Here is a 23,589-nt window from a genome sequence, read left to right on the forward strand (position 1 = left end):
TAAATTTTTTAAGACTCTAAACTGCTACTTTCGGCGGCTTCGTTGCCTGCCTCAAGCGTGGAGCGCATTTTAGAGATTTAAGTCGCCACGTCAAGCGCCTAAATCAAGTTTTTGCATGTTTTTATGCCGACTGCTGGTTTGTTGTTCAATGCGCATAAAAAAAGCCCGCACAAAGCGAGCTTTTTAACCGGTTGTTAGTTCTTAGGTTGGCTTATTTCTTTGGACCGCCTTTACCACCACCTTTACCCGGTTTATCACCGCCAGTGTCACCACCGGTATCACCACCGCTTCCACCACAACCGTTAGCGGTCAGGTAATCGACGGCAGCTTTGGTTTGCACTAAACCGAAGCCGTAGGCGTTATCGCGTCCAGCAGCACCGAGGTCTTTCGCTGATGCCTGCAAGGCCGCACGAATATCATTGTTGGTGCAGCTGGTGTGATGCGACCATACTAATGCTGCAACACCTGCAACGTGCGGTGTCGCCATCGAAGTGCCATCAAAGAATGCCCAATCACTATCCACCACGCTTACTGTTGTGCTCGCGCCCAACTGTGAAAGTAGCGCCGCGCCGTCTGTATCTGAAATACCGACCGCCGGGATCGAGGCACTGTACTCACCAAGCGTACCTAACAGTGGACCAGGTTCATTGTTATACACAATAGCACCGACACCACCGCCTGCTTCACAGGCTTGTACTTTCTCAGTGAAGGAAATCGCACCACGTTCAATTAAGCACACCGCACCTGATGCACCTGCACAGGCTTGATCGCCAATTCCACAGTCCGTCAGGTTGCCGGTAGCTTCGGTACGCGCCGAACCATCCATACCATTTGCATCATAACCAGCACCCGCCACAGTTACCGCTACCTTTTCACCGGTACCACGAGGCACAGAAGAAAGTACAGCAACACCTGGACCCGCCAGTTCGACCTGGTCGGTTTGTTGTGAGAACGCAGCAATGGTTTCAGTGCTGTCAATTGCAGCAACAGAAACAACGGCATCGTAAGACGCAGGATAGGAGTGACGCGTATTGCCATCGTTACCAGCAGCAGCAATGCTCAGCACACCGGCATCGTTTAATTGACGGAAAGCACGTTCTTCCGTGCGGTTCGCCCGCGAACCACCCAGGCTCATATTGATCACTTGGGCACCTTCAGTTGCACATTGATCTGCTGCGGCAATAAGAGAGGATGAATAGCTCCAACCACTGGCACTGAAAACTTTAACAATATGTAAGTTCAGGTTAGCGTTTGGCAGCACACCTATCACACCATCACCATTGGCAAGTGCGGCAATGGTTCCGGCAACGTGAGTACCATGGCCATTCTCGTCGGTATACCAGTTACCCGAGCCACTATCGAAACGGCCGGTAACACCTGATGTTTGTAGATCCGGGTGACCTAGATCGTAGCCTGAGTCGATAATACAAACTTTTCGACTCCCGGCACCTGCATCAGAAACTAAGTCTGCTTGCACCTGAGCAATACCGTAAGGTGTGCCTGGCTCGTATTGCGAGCTTAACAATTGGCGAGGGCTATCTTCTTCAACCAGAACGATATTCGGATTGTTCCGCAGGCCATTCAATGCCGCGGCAGGAACACTCACTGCCATTGCGTCGAACTTAGCAAGATCGACGTGCTTGTTACCGCCAGCGCGAGTAACAGCTTTCTCTACATTAGCCTGACTGCCAGGTTTAAATTGGATAATGACACGCTCTTTGTCGTTACCTGCATGGGCAACAGCGCTACTTACCGCAAGGGCGAGAGCTGCTACGGCAAAACTACCGCGCTTTACAAAATGCTTAGACATGTTGTTCACCTTATTATTCTTGTTAGAAATCTTGTCGTTCAGCGCGCTTTTACTACTTTTTATCGTGCGCGCTTTAACAATATGAAACAATTGAGCTGGTTAAGCAATGCTCAGATGCAAGCTTTTTGTAAAGACAGGATGTGAGCAGCAAACTAGACTTTTACACGCCAGTGTTTACAATTCGGCCTCACTTAAAGCCATCGTAATCGCAAGGAATCTTCATGACACATTTAGCCGTACAGCCAGAAGACTATCAGCAGCAGTTAGCTGACAAGCAAGAACGCTTGCAAGGTATGTTGGCTCCTTATACTGACGCTGAGCTGGATGTGTTTGCGTCGCCGGCTTTGCATTACCGGATGCGTGCAGAGTTTCGCGTCTGGCATGAGGGCGATGACCTTTACTACATCATGTTCGATCCAGAAACCCGCGAAAAAATCCGCATGGACAGTTTTCCCGCCGGCAGCAAGCTTATCAATGCGCTGATGGCCGAACTGATAACACAAATCAAAGGCCAGCCTGTGCTTCGCACTAAGCTATTTCAGGTTGAGTTTCTTACCACCACCAGCGGACAGGCGTTAATTTCTCTGCTTTACCATCGTCAGCTTGACGAGGAGTGGGAACAAGCAGCACAACTGCTACGGCGGACTCTGCAAGGCCTTGCACAAGTGCATCTGATTGGTCGTGCGCGCAAGCAAAAGATCTGTATCGAACAGGACTGGGTGGTGGAAGAGCTGACCATCGCCGGCAGAGACTATCAATTCCAACAAATCGAGAATAGCTTTACGCAGCCAAATGCCGCAGTAAATGTGGCAATGGTGGAATGGGCGCTGGCAGCAACCCAAGCAACGGATCATGACCTGCTGGAACTGTATTGTGGTAACGGTAACTTCAGCTTACCTCTGGCGCGCAACTTTAACCGTGTCCTGGCGACCGAAATCAGTAAAGTTTCGGTGGCCTCAGCGCGCTACAACTGTGAACTGAATGCGATCGACAATGTCACCGTAGTGCGCATGTCTGCAGAAGATTTTAGTGCCGTTATGAAAGGTGAAAAAGACTCGCGGCGCGCGAAAGAAGCAGAACTGGAGAGTTTTGACTGCCGTACGGTACTGGTTGACCCACCACGCGCCGGACTTGATGCCGATACTGTTGAGCTGGTGCGAAACTATGAGAGGATTATTTACATCTCATGCAACCCAGAGACGTTGGTGGAAAACCTGGAGAGCTTATCGTCTACGCACAAGGTCGTGAAATGCGCTTTGTTCGACCAGTTTCCCTACACCCATCACGTTGAAGCGGGCGTTATTATTGAAAAGCGTTAGCGCGAAGACTTGAAGCCTGGCGGGTGAGCTTTAAGTTCACCCAATGTGCCAGCACGATTAAGGAGGCGCCGAGCAGAATAATGGCAGGCTCACCCACTTCACCAAGGCTGTCTTTATGCCAATAGATAAAACCACCGGCCACTAACAGCAACAGTGGGTACACCCGCAGATGTTGCCGCATGCCCATCAGCAAAGCCACCAGACCTAACACGATGCTGGTGCCCAGAATCACACGTTCGAGCAGCTCTTCACCAATGAATGAAAGACCAATCAACGACAGCATTGGCAGAATCACAGGCAGCAACAAGCAATGCAACGCGCACACGGCGGTTACCCACATACCTGTTCTGTCTAGTGATCGCTGTGTCATAACGAAGTGTCTTCAGCTGCTGTTTCGGATTAATGTTATATTATAACATCACGCTAGTTTCAGCAAGTGGCGGGGAAAAATCTTCTTAAGCGCGATCGATCGCGAACGGCAGTACCGTGCTGATCCTGGGGCTACCGAGATGAATCATTAACAGGCGGTCGAATCCCAGCGCAACACCTGCGCAGTCAGGTAGCCCCTGTTCTAACGCAGCCAGCAGCCGTGGGTCTGCCACTGCGTCATCACGTTGCAAGTGCTGACGTCGCAGCCGATCCTGCTGAAAGCGTTGTTGTTGTTCTGCAGCATCGGTCAGTTCCTGATACCCATTCGCCAGTTCAAGACCACCATAAAACAGTTCAAAACGATGGGCGGTACGCGGATCTTCTGCATTCAACTGCGCCAGCGCGGCTTGTGAAGCAGGGTAGTCAGTGACAAAGGTTGGCATTGCAGGGTCCAGCGCCGGCTCAATCACCATCGCCATCGCGATATCCAATAAGGTGTCGCGATCCTGTTCTTTGCTCACCAGATCAGTTAACTCGGGCCGTTCCGATAGCGCCTGCTGCAGGCGCGGAACCGCATCGTCAGCGAGCGGGTCCACACCCAGCTGCTGTATCATAAGTTCCTGATAGCCCACCTTTTGCGCGGGCGGTGCCGCGACCGTCTCCTGCAACAACTGTGAAATTTCATCCATGAGTTGTGCAGCGGTGAAACCAACCCGGTACCATTCGAGTAAGGTAAATTCAGGGTTATGCCGTGAACTTGTTTCGTCGTCGCGAAAAACTTTTCCTAACTGATAGATGCTACCACTACCTGCGGCGAGCAGCCGCTTCATGGCGTATTCAGGCGAGGTTTGCAGAAAGTAAGGTGTCGGCTCACCGCTGATGTGCGTGCGCAGATTCGTTAAATGCACGTCGGTGACACCATAATGAGCCAATACGGGAGTATCGACTTCAAGAACCTCACGGTGCGCGAAAAAGGTTCGAATTCGTGCTAATAATGCAGCGCGTTCACGCAGCACTGCCAACGTTGCCGAAGGCTGCCAGGCGTTTGAGCGCTGCATCACTTAGCTTAACGCTACTATTTCTGTACGCGCGAAACGTACTCACCGCTGCGTGTATCGACTTTTATCACTTCACCGATCTGCACAAACAATGGTACGCGCACAACTGCGCCAGTAGTCAGAGTCGCAGGTTTACCTCCAGTACCAGCAGTGTCACCTTTTAAGCCGGGATCTGTTTCTGTGATTTCCAGCTCGACAAAATTAGGTGGTGCGACTGAAATCGGGTTGCCGTTCCATAACGTTAGCGTACAAACGTCCTGCTCCACCAACCATTTCACTGCATCGCCGACAGCTTTTTCGTCTGCAGCGATTTGCTCGAAGGTTTCATTGTTCATGAAATGCCAGAACTCACCATCATTATAAAGGTAGGCAAGATCGACATCGATAACATCGGCACCTTCAACGCTGTCACCAGATTTGAACGTCTTCTCGACAACTTTGCCGCTAATCAACTTGCGGATTCTCACTCGGTTAAATGCCTGACCTTTGCCGGGCTTAACCATTTCGTTTTCCACGATGGCACAAGGCTCGCCATCTTGCATAATCTTCAATCCAGCCTTGAATTCGTTCGTGCTGTAGTTCGCCATAGTTTCCTCTTCATCCAACAGGTTTAGCGATTTCGCGCGCAATAATAAACCATAACAACTTTATTTTCAGGTAAAATAATACGTCTAACTAACGAATTTTAAGAGTGCTTTGTGACTGACACAGCTTCCATTGCGGTTCGCCCGGCCTGGCAACAGGCGCTTGCCCAGTCGATTCGCGACCCCAGACAACTTGCGGAAACACTAAGCCTGCCTGCGGATTGGGTGGCTGCACATAGCCCGGCACGGGAACTCTTTCCGTTGCAAGTTACCCGCCATTTCGTGAGCTTAATGACGCCGGGAGATTGCGATGACCCTTTGCTGCGGCAGGTCATGCCACACCAGGATGAATATAAAGAGGCTGCCGGTTTTACCACCGACCCTCTGGCTGAGCAGCAGAGTTCACAGCCAGGTCTGCTGCACAAGTATCGTTCGCGTGTTCTGGTCATCTTGCGTGGCGGCTGCGCAATTAATTGTCGCTATTGCTTTCGCCGTCATTTTCCCTATGCCGATCATCATTTCGGTCCACAGCAACGGGCGGAACTCATTAACTACATTCGTCAGGACGCTGCCATTAATGAAGTCATCGTCAGCGGCGGTGACCCACTGCTGGCAACGGATGAGCAGTTCACCCGATTGCTGGACGAGCTGGAGCAGCTACCGCAGTTGCTACGCATACGTATCCATTCACGCTTACCCGTAGTGCTGCCCGAACGCTTAACTGATGCGTTGGCGCAACGACTGGCCGCTAGTCGCCTGCAAGCGATTTTGGTGATTCATGCCAACCACCCGAGGGAAATCGCCCCGCAGCTGCAGGAACGTTTACAGGCCTGGGTGAATGCTGGCATTACCGTGCTCAATCAGAGTGTGTTGTTGCGCGACATCAATGATGATGCCGCAACTCTGGCAGAACTGAGTGAACGCTTATTTGCTGCGCGCGTGCTGCCGTACTATCTGCACCAACTCGACAAAGTAAAAGGCGCCAGCCACTTTGCCGTGACTGACGCCCATGCCTGCGCAATTGCAGCGCAACTGCGTGCATTGTTACCAGGTTTCCTGGTGCCGCGGCTGGTCCGTGAAATCGCAGGCGAGCCAAGCAAAACACCACTGGAACTGACCCTGGTTTAATTAGCGAACATCAAACTGCCGTTGCACCCACTCGGTCATCAGGCGTTTTTCGCGATACAGGTTATCGTTACTGGTACCGTGTATGCTACGCAGGGTCGATGAACCATCACCTAAGTCCTTAAGGCGCACATCCTCATTCGAGGAAATCACCTCACCATTGGCATCAGTGTAGCTATACGAAAAACTCATGGTGGGGAACGACAAGCTGTCAAGAACCCTTACATGCCCACTACCGCCGACACCATAAGTCGGTTCGATGCGACCAGCAAGATCCAAGTCGGTCATGGTAATCGCCAACTTATGATCCTCTGGCAGCTTCTCACCAAGGTCCTGCCAGTGCGCTGTCAGGCGCTCCATCACTCGTTTCTCAAAGCGTTCCTGAATGTCACTCACCGCTTCAATATCACGGTAATCATCAACGCCTTCCCACTTCACTTTCACTTCGGCAGCAAAAGCTGACGTCGTCAGCAGAGTCGCAACTAATGCAGTTGTGATTCGATTAAAGTTTTTCATCATGCACCTCCTAATTCCTGCTTCTACTATAAGATGCACGCAACGCTTTAGTTGTGACAATATGAATAAAGAAAGCTATCCGTCGCGACTTATGCTTGGTCATCGTGATGCGAATCTTGCTTGACTGTGACTGAAAATAAGTCAAAGCGACTCACATCTTGTACTTGTTCTTTTAATGCTTCTTCAAGATTGTCGATTTGAGCAAATGACTGACACAATTGATCAGCTTTTGCCTCAATCAGCTCAGCGCGCGACTCCATTTCCTGTTCAACTTTAGCACCAAAAGATTCCATACGTTTCTCAAATGCCTGGCTATCACCACCGGAAAATATCATTTCTTTGCCCACTGCAACGAGGATACTACCGATTGCTTTTTGCACCGTGTCTTCGACTGCAGCTTGAAGTTCTTGCTCAAATTCTTTACCCAAAAAGTTATCGCCTTCGATGCCGTTATGGTTTACGTAAATAACTTGGTCGCTAGCAAACTTGGCATCAACTTCGGCGCGAATCGTCGCTAGTTTTTCATTCAAATCGTCCGCGGCCGTATTCCCTTCCCCTAGCAACTCATTAAACGCCATATTGAAGCCATCAGATGCTAAATTTAAACCTTCAATAACGACCATTTTCACTTCTGGAACAACGTTATGAATCCGCGCTGAATATTCGGTAACGACTGCCTGTTGAGCTGGGTTAAGTTGTACCGCACTACCATCTATCCAGAGGCTTTTGTCGTTCTTTATTTCATATAACAAGGCTTCTTTTTGGTCAAAAAACTGAATCGAATCTTGTTGTATTTTAAGTCCGCCCTCAACTTCAGCGTTGCATGAGTTATGTGCATAAGCACTGGTGGTTGAAAGAAGTAACGCAGCTGCGATAAGAGTTTTCATGATTAATCCTTGGTTCTTGGTTACACGAATAGTGGTTGCAAAAACTAAAGCAATTCTAGTGCCAACAATATTTAATCATGTTAAATCAATAATTTAATGACAGGCTTACTCTTTGGGTCGGGACAAAAACTATGCTTATTAGTGCTTTTAACACTATTTTGGCGAGATTCAACACCCCCTTTCAAGTCAGCACTAGCACCCAAAGTTCAGACAATAAAAAACCTCGGCAATTTAAAACTGCCGAGGTTTTCGTGTTAACGCTAGATCAAGCGCGGGCTACATCATGCCGCCCATTCCGCCCATGCCACCCATGTCAGGGGCTGGGGCTTCATCTTTTGGTAACTCTGCAACCATCGCTTCGGTGGTGATCATCAGAGCTGCAACAGATGCTGCGAACTGCAGCGCTGAACGGGTGACTTTGGTTGGATCCAGAATCCCCATTTCCAGCATGTCGCCGTAGGTGTCGTTACCGGCATTGTAACCGTAGTTGCCTTCACCGTTTTTCACGTTGTTGGCAACCACTGAACCTTCAGCACCAGCGTTCATTGCGATTTGACGTAATGGTGATTCCATTGCCCGCAATGCCAGCTTGATACCGACGTTCTGATCTTCGTTGTCACCGCGTAAGTCAGCCAGCATGCTCGCTGCACGTACCAGGGCAACACCACCGCCAGGAACCACGCCTTCTTCAACGGCTGCACGAGTCGCATGCAGAGCATCTTCAACGCGCGCTTTCTTCTCTTTCATTTCCATCTCAGTGGCAGCACCGACTTTGATGACGGCAACACCGCCAGCTAATTTAGCCAGACGTTCTTGCAGTTTCTCTTTGTCGTAATCTGAAGATGTTTCTTCGATTTGCTGTTTGATCTGAGTCACGCGGCCTTCGATGGCAGCTTCGTCGCCGTTACCGTCAACAATGGTGGTGTTATCTTTGTTGATAACAACACGCTTCGCGGTACCTAGGTCTTCTAACTGTGCTTTTTCCAGTTCCATGCCGATTTCTTCTGAAATCACAGTACCGCCGGTCAACACAGCGATGTCTTGTAACATAGCTTTGCGACGATCACCGAAACCAGGAGCTTTAACAGCTGACACTTTAACGATGCCGCGCATGTTGTTCACAACCAATGTTGCTAAGGCTTCACCTTCAACATCTTCAGCGATGATCAACAACGGCTTGCCAGATTTCGCCACGCCTTCAAGGGTAGGCAACAGCTCACGGATGTTTGAAATTTTCTTATCAACTAACAGGATATAGGGGCTATCGAGTTCGACAGTGCCGTTTTCCTGGTTGTTGATGAAGTATGGCGACAGGTAGCCACGGTCGAACTGCATACCTTCAACGACATCGAGTTCGTCGTGTAAAGCCTGGCCTTCTTCAACAGTGATAACGCCTTCGTTACCCACTTTTTCCATTGCGTTAGCAATGATTTCGCCGATGGTGCTATCTGCGTTTGCAGAAATAGTACCGACCTGAGCGATAGCTTTGTTGTTGTCGCAAGGCTGAGACAGCTTTTTCAGCTCTTCAACAGCGCTGATAACGGCTTTATCGATACCACGTTTCAGATCCATCGGGTTCATACCCGCAGCGACAGCTTTCAAGCCTTCGTTGACAATGGATTGCGCAAGTACAGTCGCGGTGGTCGTACCATCGCCCGCTTCGTCATTCGCTTTAGACGCAACTTCTTTGACCATCTGCGCGCCCATATTCTCGAACTTGTCTTCCAGCTCGATTTCTTTCGCTACTGACACACCATCTTTGGTGATGACAGGGGCGCCAAAGGATTTTTCTAAAACAACGTTACGGCCTTTTGGACCCAATGTGACTTTGACCGCGTCGGCGAGTACGTTCACGCCTTTCAGCATACGTTGGCGGGCAGTATTACCAAATTTGACTTCTTTAGCTGACATATTCGTTATCCTCTTTCGAAATTGTTTCCAGGGGAAGCTTAACCTTCAACGATCGCGAGAATATCTGCCTCGCTCATGATCAGGTACTCTTCGCCATCAATTTTCTGGGTTTTGACGCCATAGCCTTCATTGAACAACACGCTGTCGCCGACTTTTACGTCAAGCGCTTTCACGTCACCGTTGTCCAGAATACGACCGTTACCTACTGCAACGACTTCACCACGGGTTGATTTTTCCGCAGCTGAGCCGGTCAGTACGATACCGCCTGCTGACTTGGTTTCTGCTTCTGAACGTTTAATGATCACACGATCATGTAAAGGACGAAGTTTCATCTGTGATAACTCCTACACCTAGGTTGTGGATGGATAACTTACCCTTGTGATTCATCCCAAGGGCTGTTAAAAAGTTCGTGCCACAGTTATGGGGGGGCACAAGTCGGAACACAAGGCTTGAGACAAAATTTTTTTCCGATTTCCAAGCAAAAAAGAATAAAGGAATCGTTATGACTACATCCTTTCAAGTTGTCTTATGCAGCTGTCCCGATAAGGGCACGGCGAAAGCTATTGCAGAAAAGGTTTTGCGGGCACGCCTGGCAGCCTGTGTTAATATTGGCGCTCCTTCTACGTCAATCTACTGGTGGGACGATCATTTACACAGTGATGAAGAAGTGATGTTAGCGATAAAAACATCGCAGCAGCACCTCGAGGCGCTCATTGCTATGGTCGAAGCAGCACATCCTTATGATGTTGCAGAACTTATTGCGTTACCTGTCACTGCAGGTAGCGAAGCGTACTTAAGTTGGTTAAAAGAGGTAATAACCTGATGTCGCACAGCTGGATAGCGCTTATTTCTACCGCTCGTTTTTCTGCTTTCGCGTTATTCACGCTGCTTGCTTTGAGTTTGACGGCCGCGCCAAAGAGCGCCGCTGCACAGGACTTTGCCAACGATAGCTCAGACCCTTTTGCCCAATCCCAGTTTTTGCCCGTTGATGAGGCCTTTCAATTTGATTTTCGCCAGGATGGTAAGCGCCTGATCCTGCAATTTACTATTGCTGACGGCTACTACCTGTATCAACACCGCTTTGGCTTTGATCAGCAGGTGCCCCTGGCACAGCCGGTCGACTATCCAGCGGGCGAGTCTCATTATGATGAATTTTTCGGTGAGTCGATCATTTACCGACAGCAACTCACACTACCACTGGTATTGGCCAATACCTCTGCGGAGTCCTTCACTGTTACTTATCAGGGCTGCGCTGATGCTGGCCTGTGCTATCCGCCGACCAGTAAAACCTTGCCCTTGTCAGCAGTCACCGACTCGGTTGAACGCGCGATTCCTGATGCGACCTCGCAAACCGCTGATGCTGTCGCGATTAACGTTGAACAAGTGGCTGCCAATAGCCAGGAATTTAGCACCTCCGGACTATTCAATGAGTTAAATGAGCAACCCCTGCTTTGGCTGCTGGGCCTGTTCCTGCTTGCCGGACTTGGACTTGCGTTCACGCCTTGTGTCCTGCCCATGTATCCGATTCTGTCGACCATCATTATGGGTCCACAAAAGCGGCTTTCTACTCGCCGGGCGTTCACTTTATCCTTCGCCTATGTACAGGGTATGGCGGTTACCTATTCTTTGCTTGGGGTGGTGGTTGCCTTCGCTGGCCTGCGCTTTCAGGCAATGCTGCAGCATCCACTGGTACTCATTGTACTGGCGGTGCTTTTTGTCGCCTTGGCGCTTAGCATGCTCGGTGTGTACACCCTGCAACTGCCCGGCAGCTGGCAAAACTATCTGAACCAAATCAGCCAACGTCAGCGCGGTGGAGCGCATCGCAGTGTCTTTGTGATGGGCGCGCTGTCCGGCTTAATCGCGTCACCGTGTACCACAGCGCCGCTCTCGGGAGCACTGCTGTTTATTGCCCAAACGGGTGATTATGTCGTCGGCGCCAGTGTCCTGTATGCGCTAAGTATCGGCATGGGGATCCCCTTGATTCTGTTCGGCACCACAGGTGGCAAACTCTTGCCTAAAGCGGGGGCCTGGATGACCATCATCAAACGCGCCTTTGGCATCATTTTGCTTGCGGTGGCGGTACTCTTCATTGAACGTCTTCTGCCACTGCACCTTGCTGACTGGCTATGGGTCGTGTTCATTTCTCTGAGTGCGCTCTTTCTGATCGTGAGCACAGTGCGCGACAGTGACGGCTTGGCTGGTATTACCCTAAGTTCACTGTGGCTGGTGCTTGCCGCCTGGCTGCTGGTGCTCTGGTGGCCGCAAGGGGAGCACCAGCGGTTACCCTTTATCAGCGTCGACTCAGCCGCAACTATTGAGCAACAGGTGAGCAGCGCCAGCGAAGACCAGCTGGTGATGCTCGACCTTTATGCCGACTGGTGTGTCGCCTGTAAAGAATTCGAGCGCTATACCTTTAGTAATCCCCAGGTGCAGAACGCACTCGCCGATGCCATCTTGCTGCAAGCCGATGTGACAGCGAACTCAGCAGATAATAACGCAATTTTGCAGCGTTACCGGGTACTTGGCCTGCCCACAATACTGTTCTTTCGCAATGGTGAACTGTTACAAGGAGCACGGATTGCCGGCTATTTAGATGCGCAAGACTTCCTGAACCATCTGCAAGAGCTTGAGAAAGCTCAAGAGTTGCCGTGATCTTCGGTGATAAGACCAGTATTTTGCTGCGTTTTCACTTAGATTCACTATAATGCCAAGTTACCAGTAGAAAAAAGTTGCTGATCCGCAGAAGATCTCCTACTTTTTCAACAACCAGACAACTTCGCAACAGATCGCAGCAAAAATGGCAGAAAATACAAAAGATACCTACAGAATATTGCTGTTAAACGGGCCTAACCTGAACCTGCTTGGTCAGCGTGAACCAGAGCTTTATGGTTCAGAGACCCTTTCACACATTGAAGGCCGACTGCGCCACCACGCAGAAGCGGTGGGTGTTACGCTTGATTGCAGACAGTCCAACGCCGAGCATGAATTGCTGGAATGGATCCACGAAGCTGCAGGCAGCAAAGTTGATTTTATTATTATTAATCCCGCAGCTTTTACCCATACCAGTATTGCGCTGCGCGATGCATTAGCTGGCGTGAACCTCCCGTTTATTGAAGTGCATCTGTCTAATATTCATGCACGCGAGGCGTTCCGCCGTCACTCTTATCTTGCCGAATTAGCTGTTGGCGTTATCTGTGGTTTTGGTGCGCAAGGTTATGAACTTGCCTTACAAGCCGCAGTCTCAAACTTACAACAGCGTCAATCTAACTAACTTAATTTAGTATGGGGTCATAACAGATCATGGATATTCGTAAAATTAAAAAGCTGATCGAACTGGTCGAAGAATCAGGCATCGCCGAATTAGAAATTACAGAAGGCGAGGAATCAGTACGAATTCATCGTGGCGGCAGCCAACAAATGGCGGCACCGATGCACTATGCTGCACCAATGCCACAGCATGCTGCACCGGCGCCTGCCGCACCAGCTCCAGCAGCGCCTGCTGCCGAAGCTGCTGAGCCTGAAATTACCGGCCACATCGTGCGCTCTCCAATGGTAGGTACGTTTTACGCAGCACCGGCGCCTGGCGCCAGCGACTTCGTCTCCGTTGGCCAGCAGGTGAAAGCGGGTGAAACCCTTTGCATCGTTGAAGCAATGAAGATGATGAACCAAATCGAAGCTGATAAAGGCGGCGTGGTCAAGCAGATCCTGGTTGAAAACGGCGAACCAGTAGAATTCGATCAGCCATTATTCGTGATCGAGTAAATGCATCAATTCGGGATATCATCATGTTAGATAAGGTTGTCATTGCAAACCGTGGCGAAATTGCATTGCGCATATTGCGTGCGTGTAAAGAGCTCGGTATTAAAACCGTGGCGGTGCACTCCACTATTGATCGTAACCTCAAGCATGTATTGCTGGCTGACGAATCGATTTGTATCGGGAATGCCCCTGCCAACGAAAGTTATTTAAACATTCCTCGTATCATCAGCGCTGCTGAGATCACCGATGCCGCGGCTATCCACCCCGGTTATGGCTTTTTAGCCGAGAACGCTGATTTTGCAGAGCAGGTCGAGAATTCAGGCTTTATTTTTGTCGGTCCAACGGCGGATGTCATTCGCTTGATGGGCGACAAAGTTTCCGCCATTGAAGCGATGAAAAAAGCCGGTGTACCTTGTGTACCTGGCTCAGGCGGTCCCTTAGGTGACGATGAAGCGACCAACATGAAAGTCGCTAAGCGCATTGGTTATCCGGTGATCGTGAAAGCCGCCGGCGGTGGTGGTGGGCGTGGTATGCGCGTCGTTCGTAAAGAAGACGAACTGGTGCGCGCTATCAGCACCACCAAAGCTGAAGCCGGTGCCGCATTCGGCAATTCCATGGTGTACATGGAGAAGTTCCTGGAAAACCCTCGCCATATCGAAATTCAGGTATTGGCTGACGGTCAGGGCAATGCCGTTTACCTCGGGGAACGCGACTGCTCCATGCAGCGTCGTCACCAGAAAGTTGTTGAGGAAGCACCAGCGCCGGGCATCACCCCGGAGATGCGCAAGTTTATCGGCGAACGCTGTGCCAGAGCCTGTATCGAAATCGGTTACCGCGGTGCCGGTACCTTTGAGTTCCTGTATGAAAACGGTGAGTTCTATTTCATCGAAATGAATACCCGGATTCAGGTCGAACATCCGGTCACCGAAATGGTCACCGGTATTGACTTGATCAAAGAACAATTGCGGATCGCAGCGGGTCGCCCGATGTCATTCTCACAAGAAGACGTGGTCATTCGTGGTCATGCGGTAGAATGCCGTATCAATGCTGAAGACCCCGACACTTTTGTACCCTCACCTGGCTTGATCAACCGTTTCCATCCTCCGGGCGGTTTAGGGGTGCGCTGGGACTCACATGTCTATGCTGACTACCGGGTGCCGCCAAATTATGATTCGATGATCGGCAAACTCATCACTTATGGTGAGAATCGGGACGTTGCCATTGCGCGCATGCGTAATGCGTTGAGCGAACTTATCATTGAAGGTATCAAAACCAACGTGCCGCTGCAGAAAGACATTATGGCGGATGAGAACTTCCAGCATGGTGGAACGAACATCCACTATCTGGAGAAGAAACTTGGTATGGGTGGTCACTAACGCCCATGCCCTGGATTCAACTCACGGTCTCTGCGCCTGAGCAGCATGCCCCCTTAGTCGGGGACATGCTGCAAGGCAACGGCGCACTGGCGGTTACCTATCGGGATGCGCAAGACAACCCCATTTTTGAACCGCCCCTTGGCGAAGTGCTGTACTGGCAGGAGACGCTGGTGACCGGGCTTTTCCCAGCTGCCACAGATCTCAAACCCGTACTGGCTAATTTGCAGAAGTCGCGCTATTTCAACGACAGCTTTAATTACAAAACCGATCAGCTCGAAGACAAAGACTGGGAGCGTGAGTGGATGGACAACTTTCATCCGATCCGCTTTGGCGAACGGTTGTGGGTCTGCCCCAGCTGGCGGGAGATTCCAGAACCAGACGCGGTCAACATCATGCTTGACCCAGGTATGGCCTTTGGTACCGGTACCCATCCGACGACCGCATTATGTCTGACCTGGCTTGACGGTCAGGACTTAACGGGTAAAACCGTGGTCGACTTCGGTTGTGGCTCTGGCATTTTGGCTATCGCTGCCCTTCTGCTTGGTGCGAAACGCGCCATTGGTATCGATATTGACCAACAGGCACTGATTGCCAGCCGCGAGAATGCCGAGCGCAACGGTGTAGCTGATAAGCTTGAAGTTTACCTGCCTAGCCAGCAGCCTGAATTGCCGGCAGACGTGGTGATGGCAAATGTCCTTGCCGGTCCACTGCAGGAACTGGCAGATGTCATTCAGGCCTATGTCGGTCCGCAAGGTGAACTGATCATGTCCGGCATACTGGAACGTCAGATCGAACAGGTACAAGCGGCCTATGAGCCGACCTTCAGCTTTAGCGAGCCGCGCCTGCAAGATGAGTGGGTCATGCTCCACGCCCTGCGTAAACAGTAGAATGTCACACAATTGTCAAGAGTAAAAAGTGCAAAAAAGGCGGCTTTTGTACAAATTACAGCCTTTTCTTTCGCCGCCAAATTCCCTAAAATTTCCGACCCTTGAGTTGAGCAGTTTTTAACCGATGCGGATCGGACCATATCAGTTAGATAATCCAGTTATCTTGGCGCCTATGGCAGGCGTTACAGACCTACCCTTCCGACAACTATGTAAGGAGTTGGGGGCGGGCCTGACTGTATCCGAAATGCTCTCGAGTAATCCGCGTGTCTGGCAGACCGAGAAATCGCAGAAGCGCATGGGGCATGCGAACGAGCCGGGTATTATTGCTGTTCAAATCGCTGGGTGTGAACCTGAGTTGATGGCGGCAGCCGCGCAACATAATGTTGCAAACGGCGCACAAATCATCGACATCAATATGGGTTGCCCGGCGAAAAAGGTAAATAAGAAAATGGCAGGGTCGGCACTGATGCAGTATCCAGAGCTGGTGCAAGAAATTTTGCACGCAGTTGTGGCTGCGGTGGAGATTCCCGTCACATTGAAAATCCGTACAGGCTGGGATCCAGACCACCGTAACGCGATTGAAATCGCACAGCTTGCTGAGCAAGCCGGCATTCAATCGTTAGCTGTTCACGGTCGCACCCGCGCTTGTATGTATAAAGGTGAAGCAGAGTACGACACTATCCGCGCCGTGAAGCAGGCGGTGTCGCTACCGGTGGTCGCTAATGGCGACATTGTTTCACCTGCCAAAGCCCGGCAGGTTCTGGACTACACGGGCGCCGATGCGGTGATGATAGGCCGTGGCGCACAGGGTAATCCGTGGTTGTTCAGAGAGATTGCCCATTTTCTGGAGACCGGGCAGGAATTGGCGAAACCGGACAATGCTGAAATCACCGAAGTGGTCATTCGTCATGTACAACGACTACATGAACACTACGGCGAATTTAGCGGTGTTCGCATCGCCCGTAAACACGTTGGTTGGTACTTACAGCAGCAACAACCAGCAGCAGTATTTCGCCGCCAGTTTGTGGCGATCGAGTCAGCGAACGAGCAACTCGACGCTTTGGCGACGTTTTTTAACTCAGTAAACTAAGAAGAGATAGAGCGCACCTATGTTTGATCAAAATGGAAATCGTGACCGAGTTTCACCTTTCACGACGATTGGTAACAACGCCCAGCCAAAACCGCTGCGTGACTCAGTAAAACAAGCAATGAACTCGTTCCTTAAGCAACTTGACGGACACGACCCTGAGGAATTGTACGAGTTGGTGCTCGCTGAGCTGGAAGCGCCGCTATTGGAAGAGGTCATGACGTACACTCGCGGTAATCAAACTCGCGCCGCAACCATGTTAGGTATCAACCGTGGTACGCTGCGTAAGAAACTGAAAAAATACGGCATGAACTAAGTGCCCCTGAAAAAGAGCGCCTTGTGTGCTCTTTTTTATTTGCAGAATAGAAACTTTCCGACTAAACAGTTAGTGACTCTTAATGGTGACCATGATGGAATTCCGACCAATTCAACGCGCTCTTCTCAGTGTTTCTGATAAAACAGGTATTGTCGAATTTGCCGAAGCCTTACGCAAACGCGGCGTGCAAATTTTATCTACCGGCGGCACCGCCAAATTATTGCGTCAACATAATATCGACGTCACCGATGTTTCTGAGCACACTGGCCAGCCGGAAATCATGGACGGCCGGGTGAAAACCCTTCATCCAAAAATTCATGGTGGTATTCTCGGCCGTCGCGGTAAAGACGATGAGGTCATGAAAGAGCAGGATATCGCTGCTATCGACATGGTCGTGGTTAACCTCTACCCGTTTGCCCAGACGGTTGCTAAGCCAAACTGCTCGCATCAGGACGCCGTCGAGAACATCGATATTGGTGGGCCAACGATGGTTCGCGCTGCAGCGAAAAACCATCAGGACGTGACTATTGTCGTGAACGCCAGAGATTACGAACGGGTCATTCTCGAGATGGATGCCCATGATAATAGTCTGACCTTCGACACCCGTTTTGATCTGGCTATCCGTGCCTTTGAACATACCGCTCAGTACGATGGCATGATTGCGAATCATTTTGGTGCACGCTTGCCCAAGCAGGACAGTAAGTTTCCCCGCACCTTCAACGCCCAGTACGAAAAGAAGCAAGATTTGCGTTACGGCGAGAACAGCCATCAACAGGCCGCCTTTTATGCTGAAGCGCAGCCTCACGAAGCTTCTGTGGCCACCGCAGTGCAACTGCAGGGTAAAGAGCTGTCTTTCAATAATATTGCCGACACCGACGCTGCGCTGGAATGTGTGAAGTCGTTTCAGGACCCAGCTTGTGTCATCGTAAAGCATGCTAACCCGTGCGGTGTTGCCATTGGCGAAACCTGTACAGACGCTTATGATCGAGCTTTTAAAACTGACCCAACCTCAGCCTTTGGTGGCATTATCGCGTTTAACCGTGAGCTGGATAAGGCCACAGCACAGGCCATTATCGAGCGCCAGTTTGTCGAAGTGATTATCGCGCCAAGTGTTAGCGAAGACGCGCAGCAAATCGTTGCCAGTAAAGCAAACGTGCGCCTGCTGTCGTCCGGACAGTGGCCTGCTGAACGCAGTCCGGCGCTGGATTTTAAACGCGTAAATGGCGGGTTACTGGTGCAGGACAATGACTTGGGCGCAGTGAGCGAAGCCGACCTGAAAGTGGTCAGTAAGGCACAACCGACCGCGGATCAGCTCAAAGATCTGTTGTTTTGTTGGAAGGTCGCCAAATTCGTGAAATCAAATGCCATCGTCTACGCCAAAGACGGCATGACCATAGGTGTCGGAGCTGGCCAGATGAGCCGCGTCTACAGTGCCAAAATCGCTGGTATCAAAGCTGCGGATGAAAATCTTGAGGTCGCTGGCAGTGTCATGGCGTCCGACGCCTTCTTTCCATTCCGGGACGGTATCGATGCAGCCGCTGCTGCAGGCATTAAGGCTATCATTCAGCCAGGTGGCTCTATTCGTGATGAAGAGATCATCAAAGCCGCCGATGAGCACGGAATTGCCATGGTGTTTACTGGTATGCGCCACTTTCGTCATTAATAGATTGCCGAGAAGCTATCCTACGTCTAGGATTATAAAGACCTTATGACATAGAAAGGATAACGATATGAAGAACTTCTTTGCATTAGTAAGCATGACTGCCAGCCTGTTTATGCTGGCAGCCTGTTCTGATAGCGGGCCCACTTCTGAAGCCGCTTCAGATGGCATGACACTCGAGCAGGCGGTGAACGAGAATCCTGCCCGTGACACCAGTAACCTTGAACGTGATGTTTACCGCAACCCAATCGAAACCCTACGCTTTTTCAATGTACAACCTGACATGACCGTGGTTGAGATCTGGCCCGGCGGCGGCTGGTACACGGAAATACTGGCACCTTACCTGAAGGAAAACGGTAAGCTCTACGCCGCCCATTTCGCACAATCAGAAACCCGCGACTATTACGTCAACTCACGCGAACAGTTTGCGGAGCGTGTTGCCAATGATCCCGCCTTCAGCGCAGTGGTCATGACAGAGTTTGCGCCAAGCGGCGACAGTGAAATTGCACCACCAGGGAGCGCGGACCGCGTACTAACTTTCCGCAACCTGCATAACTGGTACATGAACGGTGGCATAGAAGCCGTGCAAAGCGCTTTTGAGAGCTTTTATACAGCCCTGAAGCCAGGCGGCATCCTTGGTGTTGTCGACCACCGGTTACCGGCAGATCGGCCTGATGCGCACATGGAAAGCTCGGGTTATATGAAAGAAAGTGTCGCGATTGAAGCAGCAAAAGCAGCTGGATTTGTATTTGTCGATTCCAGTGACGTCAATGCCAATCCGTTGGATACAGCTGATTATCCACGCGGTGTCTGGACCTTGCCACCCACTTTAGGATTGGGCGAGGAAGACCTGCAACGTTACATAGACATCGGTGAGAGCGACCGCTTTACCCTTAAATTTAAGAAACCTGAATCATCTTGATAAGCAAAACAAGAGAGTCCTAAACGACATGAATGTACTTGTGATAGGCGGCGGTGGCCGTGAACATGCTTTGGCATGGAAAGCGGCGCAGTCGCCGTTAGTAGAGACTGTGTTTGTGGCACCCGGTAACGCCGGCACCGCCACTGAATTAAAGCTGGAGAATATCGATCTGGCTGCAGATGACATCGATGGACTACTGACGTTCGCTCAAGATAAGAACGTCGGCCTGACCATCGTCGGTCCCGAAGCACCTTTGGTTGCCGGGGTTGTTGACCGCTTCACTGAAGCCGGCTTGAAAATCTTTGGCCCGACACAGGGCGCAGCGCAACTGGAAGGCTCAAAAGCATTTAGCAAAGACTTTCTTGCGCGCCACTCTATTCCAACAGCAGCTTATGGAACTTTTACCGCTATCGACGAGGCCAAAGCTTACGTAGAACAGCAAGGCACGCCCATCGTAATTAAGGCTGATGGCTTGGCCGCCGGTAAAGGTGTCATTATCGCCGAGACCGAAGCGCAAGCCTTTGCCGCTATTGACGACATGCTGGCAGGCAATCGCTTTGGTGAGGCCGGGAGCCGGGTCGTTATCGAAGAGTTTCTGGTGGGTGAAGAGGCCAGCTTTATCGTCATGGTCGATGGCAAAACCGCACTGGCATTTGCCAGCAGCCAGGACCATAAAGCCCGCGACAATGGTGATAAAGGACCAAACACCGGTGGCATGGGCGCCTATTCGCCAGCACCTGTGGTCACGCCTGATGTTCACAACTGGGTGATGGACCATGTTATCGCGCCGACGGTTGAGGGCATGGCTGCAGAGGGGCATCCCTACAGCGGCTTTCTTTACGCTGGCTTGATGATTGCACCCGATGGCACAGCAAAAGTTCTCGAATACAACTGCCGTTTCGGTGATCCTGAGACACAGCCGATCATGATGCGCCTGCAATCCGACCTGGTCGAACTCTGCCTGGCCGCCTGCAAACAACAGCTGGATCAGGAGGTCATTGATTTTGATCCACGCGCCACTGTTGGTGTGGTCATGGCCGCCGGCGGTTATCCAGACAGCTATGCAAAAGGTAAGACGATTGAAGGCTTAGATGATGCTGACACCAACGACACAAAAGTCTTTCATGCCGGCACTAAAGCGCTGGACGACGGCTCAATTGTGACCTCTGGTGGCCGTGTATTATGCGTCACGGCAATTGCCGATAGCGTGCAACTGGCGCAACAAAAGGCTTATGCCGGAGTCAGTAAAATCAACTGGGAAGATGTGTATTACCGCACTGATATTGCTCACCGGGCGATCGCTCGCGAACAGTAAACATTTGCACTGCAAACAGCCGCGCGCGAGATGCCTCGCCCGCGGCTTTTTTATTAATCCTCGACGACCAAGTCTTCATCGTCGCTGCTCGACACTTCAAAGGATTCGTCGGCGTAACGGCTGCGCCCATACATACTGCCGACCTTGGGTCGATTGATGCGTGCCTGATATTTCGACCAGGCTTTTTCGATGTCTGACTCGGCTGCTTTTTCGCCACGCGCGACTGCCAGTAGCGATTGCTCTTCTGCTGACATAGGCTCAACTTCGCCATTGATCAGTGCAGCAATTAAGCTACCATGCTTGCTCAGCACGTCACTTTCACGAATTGAAAAGTCACCAGAACGGGCAAATCCGTACGGATAGTTTTTGAAGTCGTTAAACGCCTTCTTAGTGATTTGATCACGGTTGATCGTTGCCATTTGTGCCTTCCTCCAGACCAACAACTACAGGGAAATTCGTTCGCCTCTTTGCGACACTGACGATATAGAGGCGAACGGCACGGTTGTCAATAAATTTTTTAATTATTTACTAGAAGCGATAGTTCAATGTCGCGCGAACATGCCGACCCGGCGCCGCCATAAGCGGTAAAATCGGGTCATCTTGGGGGTAATTACCGACCTGCGCAGTACTCCAGTAGCGACGATCCGTCAGGTTAAAGACACCGGCGCCCAGCTGCAGTTGGTGGCTGGGAAACCATTGCACTAACCAATCCATGGTGGCGTAGCCCGGTGCGGCAAAGAGAGGGGCATTATCTGCATCATAGAGTTGCTTTTGCCCTTTTTGCGCTCGCAGAATAAGCCGTGTTTCCCAGTCTCCTGATGACGCCTGATAGGTCACGTCGGCGAGCAATGAGGGAGGGCTCAGGCTCGGCAGGCTCTGTCCGGTCGCGCGATCTTCGCCGTCACTGTAATCGAGCCAGAACTCGGAAGCCCAGTTGGGGTGCCACTGTTGCTGCCATCTCAACTCAACGCCCTCAATAATGACCTGATCGCGGTTCACCGACTGAAAAATTAATAGCTGTCGCTGCGGGTCGAAGCCTTGTGCAGCTCGGCTATCAATGAAGTCACTGAAACGATTATGATACAGGGTAGCGCTTAGCTGCGTGTCAATAGAGCGCCAGCGCAGGCCTGTCTCAAAAGTATACCCACGTTCTGGCTTAAGATCTGGATTGGCTATGGCAAGAACACGAAATTGTGGGTAATACAGACCAACATTTACATCGGCAAACGGCGGTGCGCGGTAGCCCCGGGCGTACTGAGCAAACCACTCTGCGTTGGTGCTGACAGGCCAGAGCAAACCGAGTTTGGGCAACCACGCGGTATGCGTCAGGTCCGTCACCTCGGTATCCGGATAACGGCTTTGGAACAATGAGTCTTGCTGAGTGGCCAGATCATAATACTCATAACGTACCCCCGGACTTAGCGTCGGCCCGCCCTGCCAGAGGCGAATTTCGTCGTGCAGGTATAGCCCCAGTTCGGAAATTTCGCTGCGTGGGAAGTCACGCAACGGGAAGGTCTCGCCCAGCAAAGTCTTGGTCGACTCCTGCGTACTTTGGTTGAACTGCCAGGCGTCACGCTCGTCCCATACCTCCGCCTGAGACCACTCAAAGCCATACCCGATACGCTGCTGCAAGCCGGCAAAAACGGTGTCGTACTCTAAGTCCGCTGCCAAGCCATAATTAGAGTAATCGTAACGGAAACCGCGATAAATCGACAAGGGTTGAGCCAGACGCCCGCGCTCCTCGTAGGAATCCTGCCGGGTTTGCGATTGCTGAAAAAAAACGCGCCATTCGCCACGATCATAGAATTGCGTCGCGCTACTGTTAAAACTCAGAATCGAACGCCACTCATAGCGCTCGTCGTCACCACGAAGGGCGGTGGTTGAAGCTTGTCGTCCGCTACCTAAGCTATGCCGCACTTGAGTTTCACGCTCTTCGCGCAGCGCATCAAAGCTCAGTTGCAGTTCACCGTAGGTGCTGGCGTACTGCCATTTCAGCAAGGCACCTGTTTGCTCGATATCCTGCGGATCACGTTCAGCCTCCGTTAGGCCCTGTGCTTCACTTTCAGCGCGCGAACTCGCAGCACCCGCAAGCAAAAAGCTGTGCTGACCTGAGCTCAATGCCGTTGCCACCCGTCCGTAAGCACGATCGGCATCGGAACCAAAGCCAAGCCGCACCCGGGTCCCGTGTTGAGGTGTGGTGAGGACATCCTCCGCCACCAAGGTATGCACAGCGACAACGCCGCCCAGAGCATCACTGCCGTAAAGTGTCGATGCCGGACCACGCAAGATCTCCACGCGGTTGGCCAGCCCCAAATCCAGTAAGCCACGGCCGGTATCAGAAAAGCTACCGACGGCAAAACGATCAGCAATAGCTACTTGATCGACGACAACGGCGGTGCGGTTGCCACCAACACCACGAATACGGAAACCGCTGTAACCAAAGCGATTAGAACTGTCATCTAACTCCACTCCCATTTCATAGCGAATTAAATCGCTCGCATTAAAGACCAGATCACGTTCCAGCTCCGCGTCACTGATTACAGAAACAGTACCGGCAACCTCGCTCACAGCGCGAGCTTGTCTATGAGCAACGACGGTTATAATTTCATCTGGACGAATTTCTTCAGTAGCTTCGCTGCTGATTTGCTGCGCGGCGGCTGGTAGAGCCACCGCGCAAATCACCACGCT

23 protein-coding genes are annotated in these 23,589 nt (G+C 51.2%); 13 read left to right on the forward strand and 10 right to left on the reverse strand.

The genetic code is table 11. The features are described 5' to 3' along the window. Positions 1 to 211 precede the first annotated feature (211 nt). Positions 212 to 1,810, reverse strand: coding sequence for a S8 family serine peptidase (locus J6J28_RS08525; protein WP_301721098.1), 1,599 nt, complete (start codon positions 1,808 to 1,810; stop codon positions 212 to 214). Positions 1,811 to 2,031: 221 nt separating this feature from the next. On the opposite strand from J6J28_RS08525, the gene trmA reads away from it, so the two are divergent. Further along, on the forward strand, positions 2,032 to 3,129 hold the full coding sequence (trmA, locus tag J6J28_RS08530; RefSeq protein WP_301721099.1) for a tRNA (uridine(54)-C5)-methyltransferase TrmA: 1,098 nt from the start codon (positions 2,032 to 2,034) through the stop codon (positions 3,127 to 3,129). On the opposite strand, the gene J6J28_RS08535 is transcribed toward trmA, so the two are convergent. The 3 genes from J6J28_RS08535 to efp all read right to left on the reverse strand — a co-directional run bounded on the left by J6J28_RS08535 (position 3,113) and on the right by efp (position 5,143). Beyond that, the gene (locus J6J28_RS08535) at positions 3,113 to 3,499 is read right to left on the reverse strand and encodes a MerC domain-containing protein (RefSeq protein ID WP_301721101.1); all 387 of its coding nucleotides are present in this window, start codon (positions 3,497 to 3,499) and stop codon (positions 3,113 to 3,115) included. The two genes, trmA and J6J28_RS08535, sit on opposite strands and share 17 nt — an antisense overlap. Positions 3,500 to 3,584: 85 nt before the next feature. Continuing rightward, positions 3,585 to 4,556 (reverse strand): elongation factor P--(R)-beta-lysine ligase, encoded by a 972-nt coding sequence (epmA, locus tag J6J28_RS08540; protein ID WP_301721102.1) that lies wholly within the window; start codon positions 4,554 to 4,556, stop codon positions 3,585 to 3,587. A gap of 17 nt (positions 4,557 to 4,573) precedes the next feature. After that, the gene (gene efp / locus J6J28_RS08545) at positions 4,574 to 5,143 is read right to left on the reverse strand and encodes an elongation factor P (protein WP_301721104.1); all 570 of its coding nucleotides are present in this window, start codon (positions 5,141 to 5,143) and stop codon (positions 4,574 to 4,576) included. Between the two features lie 111 nt (positions 5,144 to 5,254). Here efp and epmB point away from each other — a divergent pair, with 111 nt between their 5' ends. Beyond that, on the forward strand, positions 5,255 to 6,268 hold the full coding sequence (gene epmB / locus J6J28_RS08550; protein WP_301721105.1) for an EF-P beta-lysylation protein EpmB: 1,014 nt from the start codon (positions 5,255 to 5,257) through the stop codon (positions 6,266 to 6,268). On the opposite strand, the gene J6J28_RS08555 is transcribed toward epmB, so the two are convergent. The 4 genes from J6J28_RS08555 to J6J28_RS08570 all read right to left on the reverse strand — a co-directional run bounded on the left by J6J28_RS08555 (position 6,269) and on the right by J6J28_RS08570 (position 9,911). Continuing rightward, entirely contained in the window at positions 6,269 to 6,784 is a 516-nt protein-coding gene (locus J6J28_RS08555; protein WP_301721107.1) for a DUF3016 domain-containing protein, read from the reverse strand. A gap of 86 nt (positions 6,785 to 6,870) precedes the next feature. After that, complete coding sequence (locus tag J6J28_RS08560; RefSeq protein ID WP_301721108.1) at positions 6,871 to 7,668, reverse strand: DUF2884 family protein; 798 nt, start codon at positions 7,666 to 7,668, stop codon at positions 6,871 to 6,873. 276 nt (positions 7,669 to 7,944) lie between these two features. Continuing rightward, positions 7,945 to 9,579, reverse strand: a complete 1,635-nt coding sequence (gene groL, locus J6J28_RS08565) for a chaperonin GroEL (protein ID WP_301721109.1) — start codon at positions 9,577 to 9,579, stop codon at positions 7,945 to 7,947. A gap of 38 nt (positions 9,580 to 9,617) precedes the next feature. Next, positions 9,618 to 9,911, reverse strand: a complete 294-nt coding sequence (locus tag J6J28_RS08570) for a co-chaperone GroES (protein WP_301721110.1) — start codon at positions 9,909 to 9,911, stop codon at positions 9,618 to 9,620. A gap of 170 nt (positions 9,912 to 10,081) precedes the next feature. Between J6J28_RS08570 and cutA the strand changes: the two genes are divergently transcribed. The 11 genes from cutA to purD all read left to right on the forward strand — a co-directional run bounded on the left by cutA (position 10,082) and on the right by purD (position 20,901). Then, a complete protein-coding gene (gene cutA, locus J6J28_RS08575; protein ID WP_301721111.1) occupies positions 10,082 to 10,402 on the forward strand; it encodes a divalent-cation tolerance protein CutA in 321 nt (106 codons plus the stop codon). Next, a complete protein-coding gene (locus J6J28_RS08580; protein WP_301721112.1) occupies positions 10,402 to 12,231 on the forward strand; it encodes a protein-disulfide reductase DsbD in 1,830 nt (609 codons plus the stop codon). Before cutA ends, J6J28_RS08580 begins: the two co-directional genes overlap by 1 nt. Positions 12,232 to 12,376: 145 nt before the next feature. Next, entirely contained in the window at positions 12,377 to 12,850 is a 474-nt protein-coding gene (gene aroQ, locus J6J28_RS08585) for a type II 3-dehydroquinate dehydratase (RefSeq protein ID WP_301721113.1), read from the forward strand. 29 nt (positions 12,851 to 12,879) lie between these two features. Then, positions 12,880 to 13,341 (forward strand): acetyl-CoA carboxylase biotin carboxyl carrier protein, encoded by a 462-nt coding sequence (gene accB / locus J6J28_RS08590; RefSeq protein WP_301721114.1) that lies wholly within the window; start codon positions 12,880 to 12,882, stop codon positions 13,339 to 13,341. Positions 13,342 to 13,364: 23 nt separating this feature from the next. Beyond that, positions 13,365 to 14,714: an acetyl-CoA carboxylase biotin carboxylase subunit gene (gene accC / locus J6J28_RS08595; protein ID WP_301721115.1), complete on the forward strand. Its 1,350-nt coding sequence runs from the start codon at positions 13,365 to 13,367 to the stop codon at positions 14,712 to 14,714. A 5-nt stretch (positions 14,715 to 14,719) separates the two neighbouring features. After that, positions 14,720 to 15,601, forward strand: a complete 882-nt coding sequence (gene prmA, locus J6J28_RS08600; RefSeq protein WP_301721117.1) for a 50S ribosomal protein L11 methyltransferase — start codon at positions 14,720 to 14,722, stop codon at positions 15,599 to 15,601. Between the two features lie 124 nt (positions 15,602 to 15,725). Next, positions 15,726 to 16,691, forward strand: a complete 966-nt coding sequence (gene dusB / locus J6J28_RS08605; RefSeq protein WP_301721119.1) for a tRNA dihydrouridine synthase DusB — start codon at positions 15,726 to 15,728, stop codon at positions 16,689 to 16,691. 19 nt (positions 16,692 to 16,710) lie between these two features. Beyond that, the gene (gene fis / locus J6J28_RS08610; RefSeq protein ID WP_301721120.1) at positions 16,711 to 17,004 is read left to right on the forward strand and encodes a DNA-binding transcriptional regulator Fis; all 294 of its coding nucleotides are present in this window, start codon (positions 16,711 to 16,713) and stop codon (positions 17,002 to 17,004) included. Between the two features lie 91 nt (positions 17,005 to 17,095). Next, entirely contained in the window at positions 17,096 to 18,667 is a 1,572-nt protein-coding gene (purH, locus tag J6J28_RS08615; RefSeq protein WP_301721361.1) for a bifunctional phosphoribosylaminoimidazolecarboxamide formyltransferase/IMP cyclohydrolase, read from the forward strand. A gap of 67 nt (positions 18,668 to 18,734) precedes the next feature. Continuing rightward, the gene (locus tag J6J28_RS08620) at positions 18,735 to 19,586 is read left to right on the forward strand and encodes a class I SAM-dependent methyltransferase (RefSeq protein WP_301721121.1); all 852 of its coding nucleotides are present in this window, start codon (positions 18,735 to 18,737) and stop codon (positions 19,584 to 19,586) included. A 28-nt stretch (positions 19,587 to 19,614) separates the two neighbouring features. Then, entirely contained in the window at positions 19,615 to 20,901 is a 1,287-nt protein-coding gene (gene purD, locus J6J28_RS08625) for a phosphoribosylamine--glycine ligase (RefSeq protein ID WP_301721122.1), read from the forward strand. Positions 20,902 to 20,954: 53 nt separating this feature from the next. Here the strand turns inward: purD and J6J28_RS08630 are convergent, their stop codons facing one another. Both J6J28_RS08630 and J6J28_RS08635 read right to left on the reverse strand, forming a co-directional pair. Continuing rightward, positions 20,955 to 21,320 carry a MaoP family protein gene (locus J6J28_RS08630; RefSeq protein ID WP_301721124.1) on the reverse strand — a complete coding sequence of 122 codons (366 nt, stop codon included), beginning with the start codon at positions 21,318 to 21,320 and terminating at the stop codon, positions 20,955 to 20,957. A 109-nt stretch (positions 21,321 to 21,429) separates the two neighbouring features. Beyond that, positions 21,430 to 23,571 (reverse strand): TonB-dependent receptor domain-containing protein, encoded by a 2,142-nt coding sequence (locus J6J28_RS08635; RefSeq protein ID WP_301721125.1) that lies wholly within the window; start codon positions 23,569 to 23,571, stop codon positions 21,430 to 21,432. Positions 23,572 to 23,589: the final 18 nt, after the last annotated feature.

This window comes from Pseudidiomarina terrestris, from assembly GCF_030466375.1.
Taxonomy (GTDB): Bacteria; Pseudomonadota; Gammaproteobacteria; order Enterobacterales; family Alteromonadaceae; genus Pseudidiomarina; species Pseudidiomarina terrestris.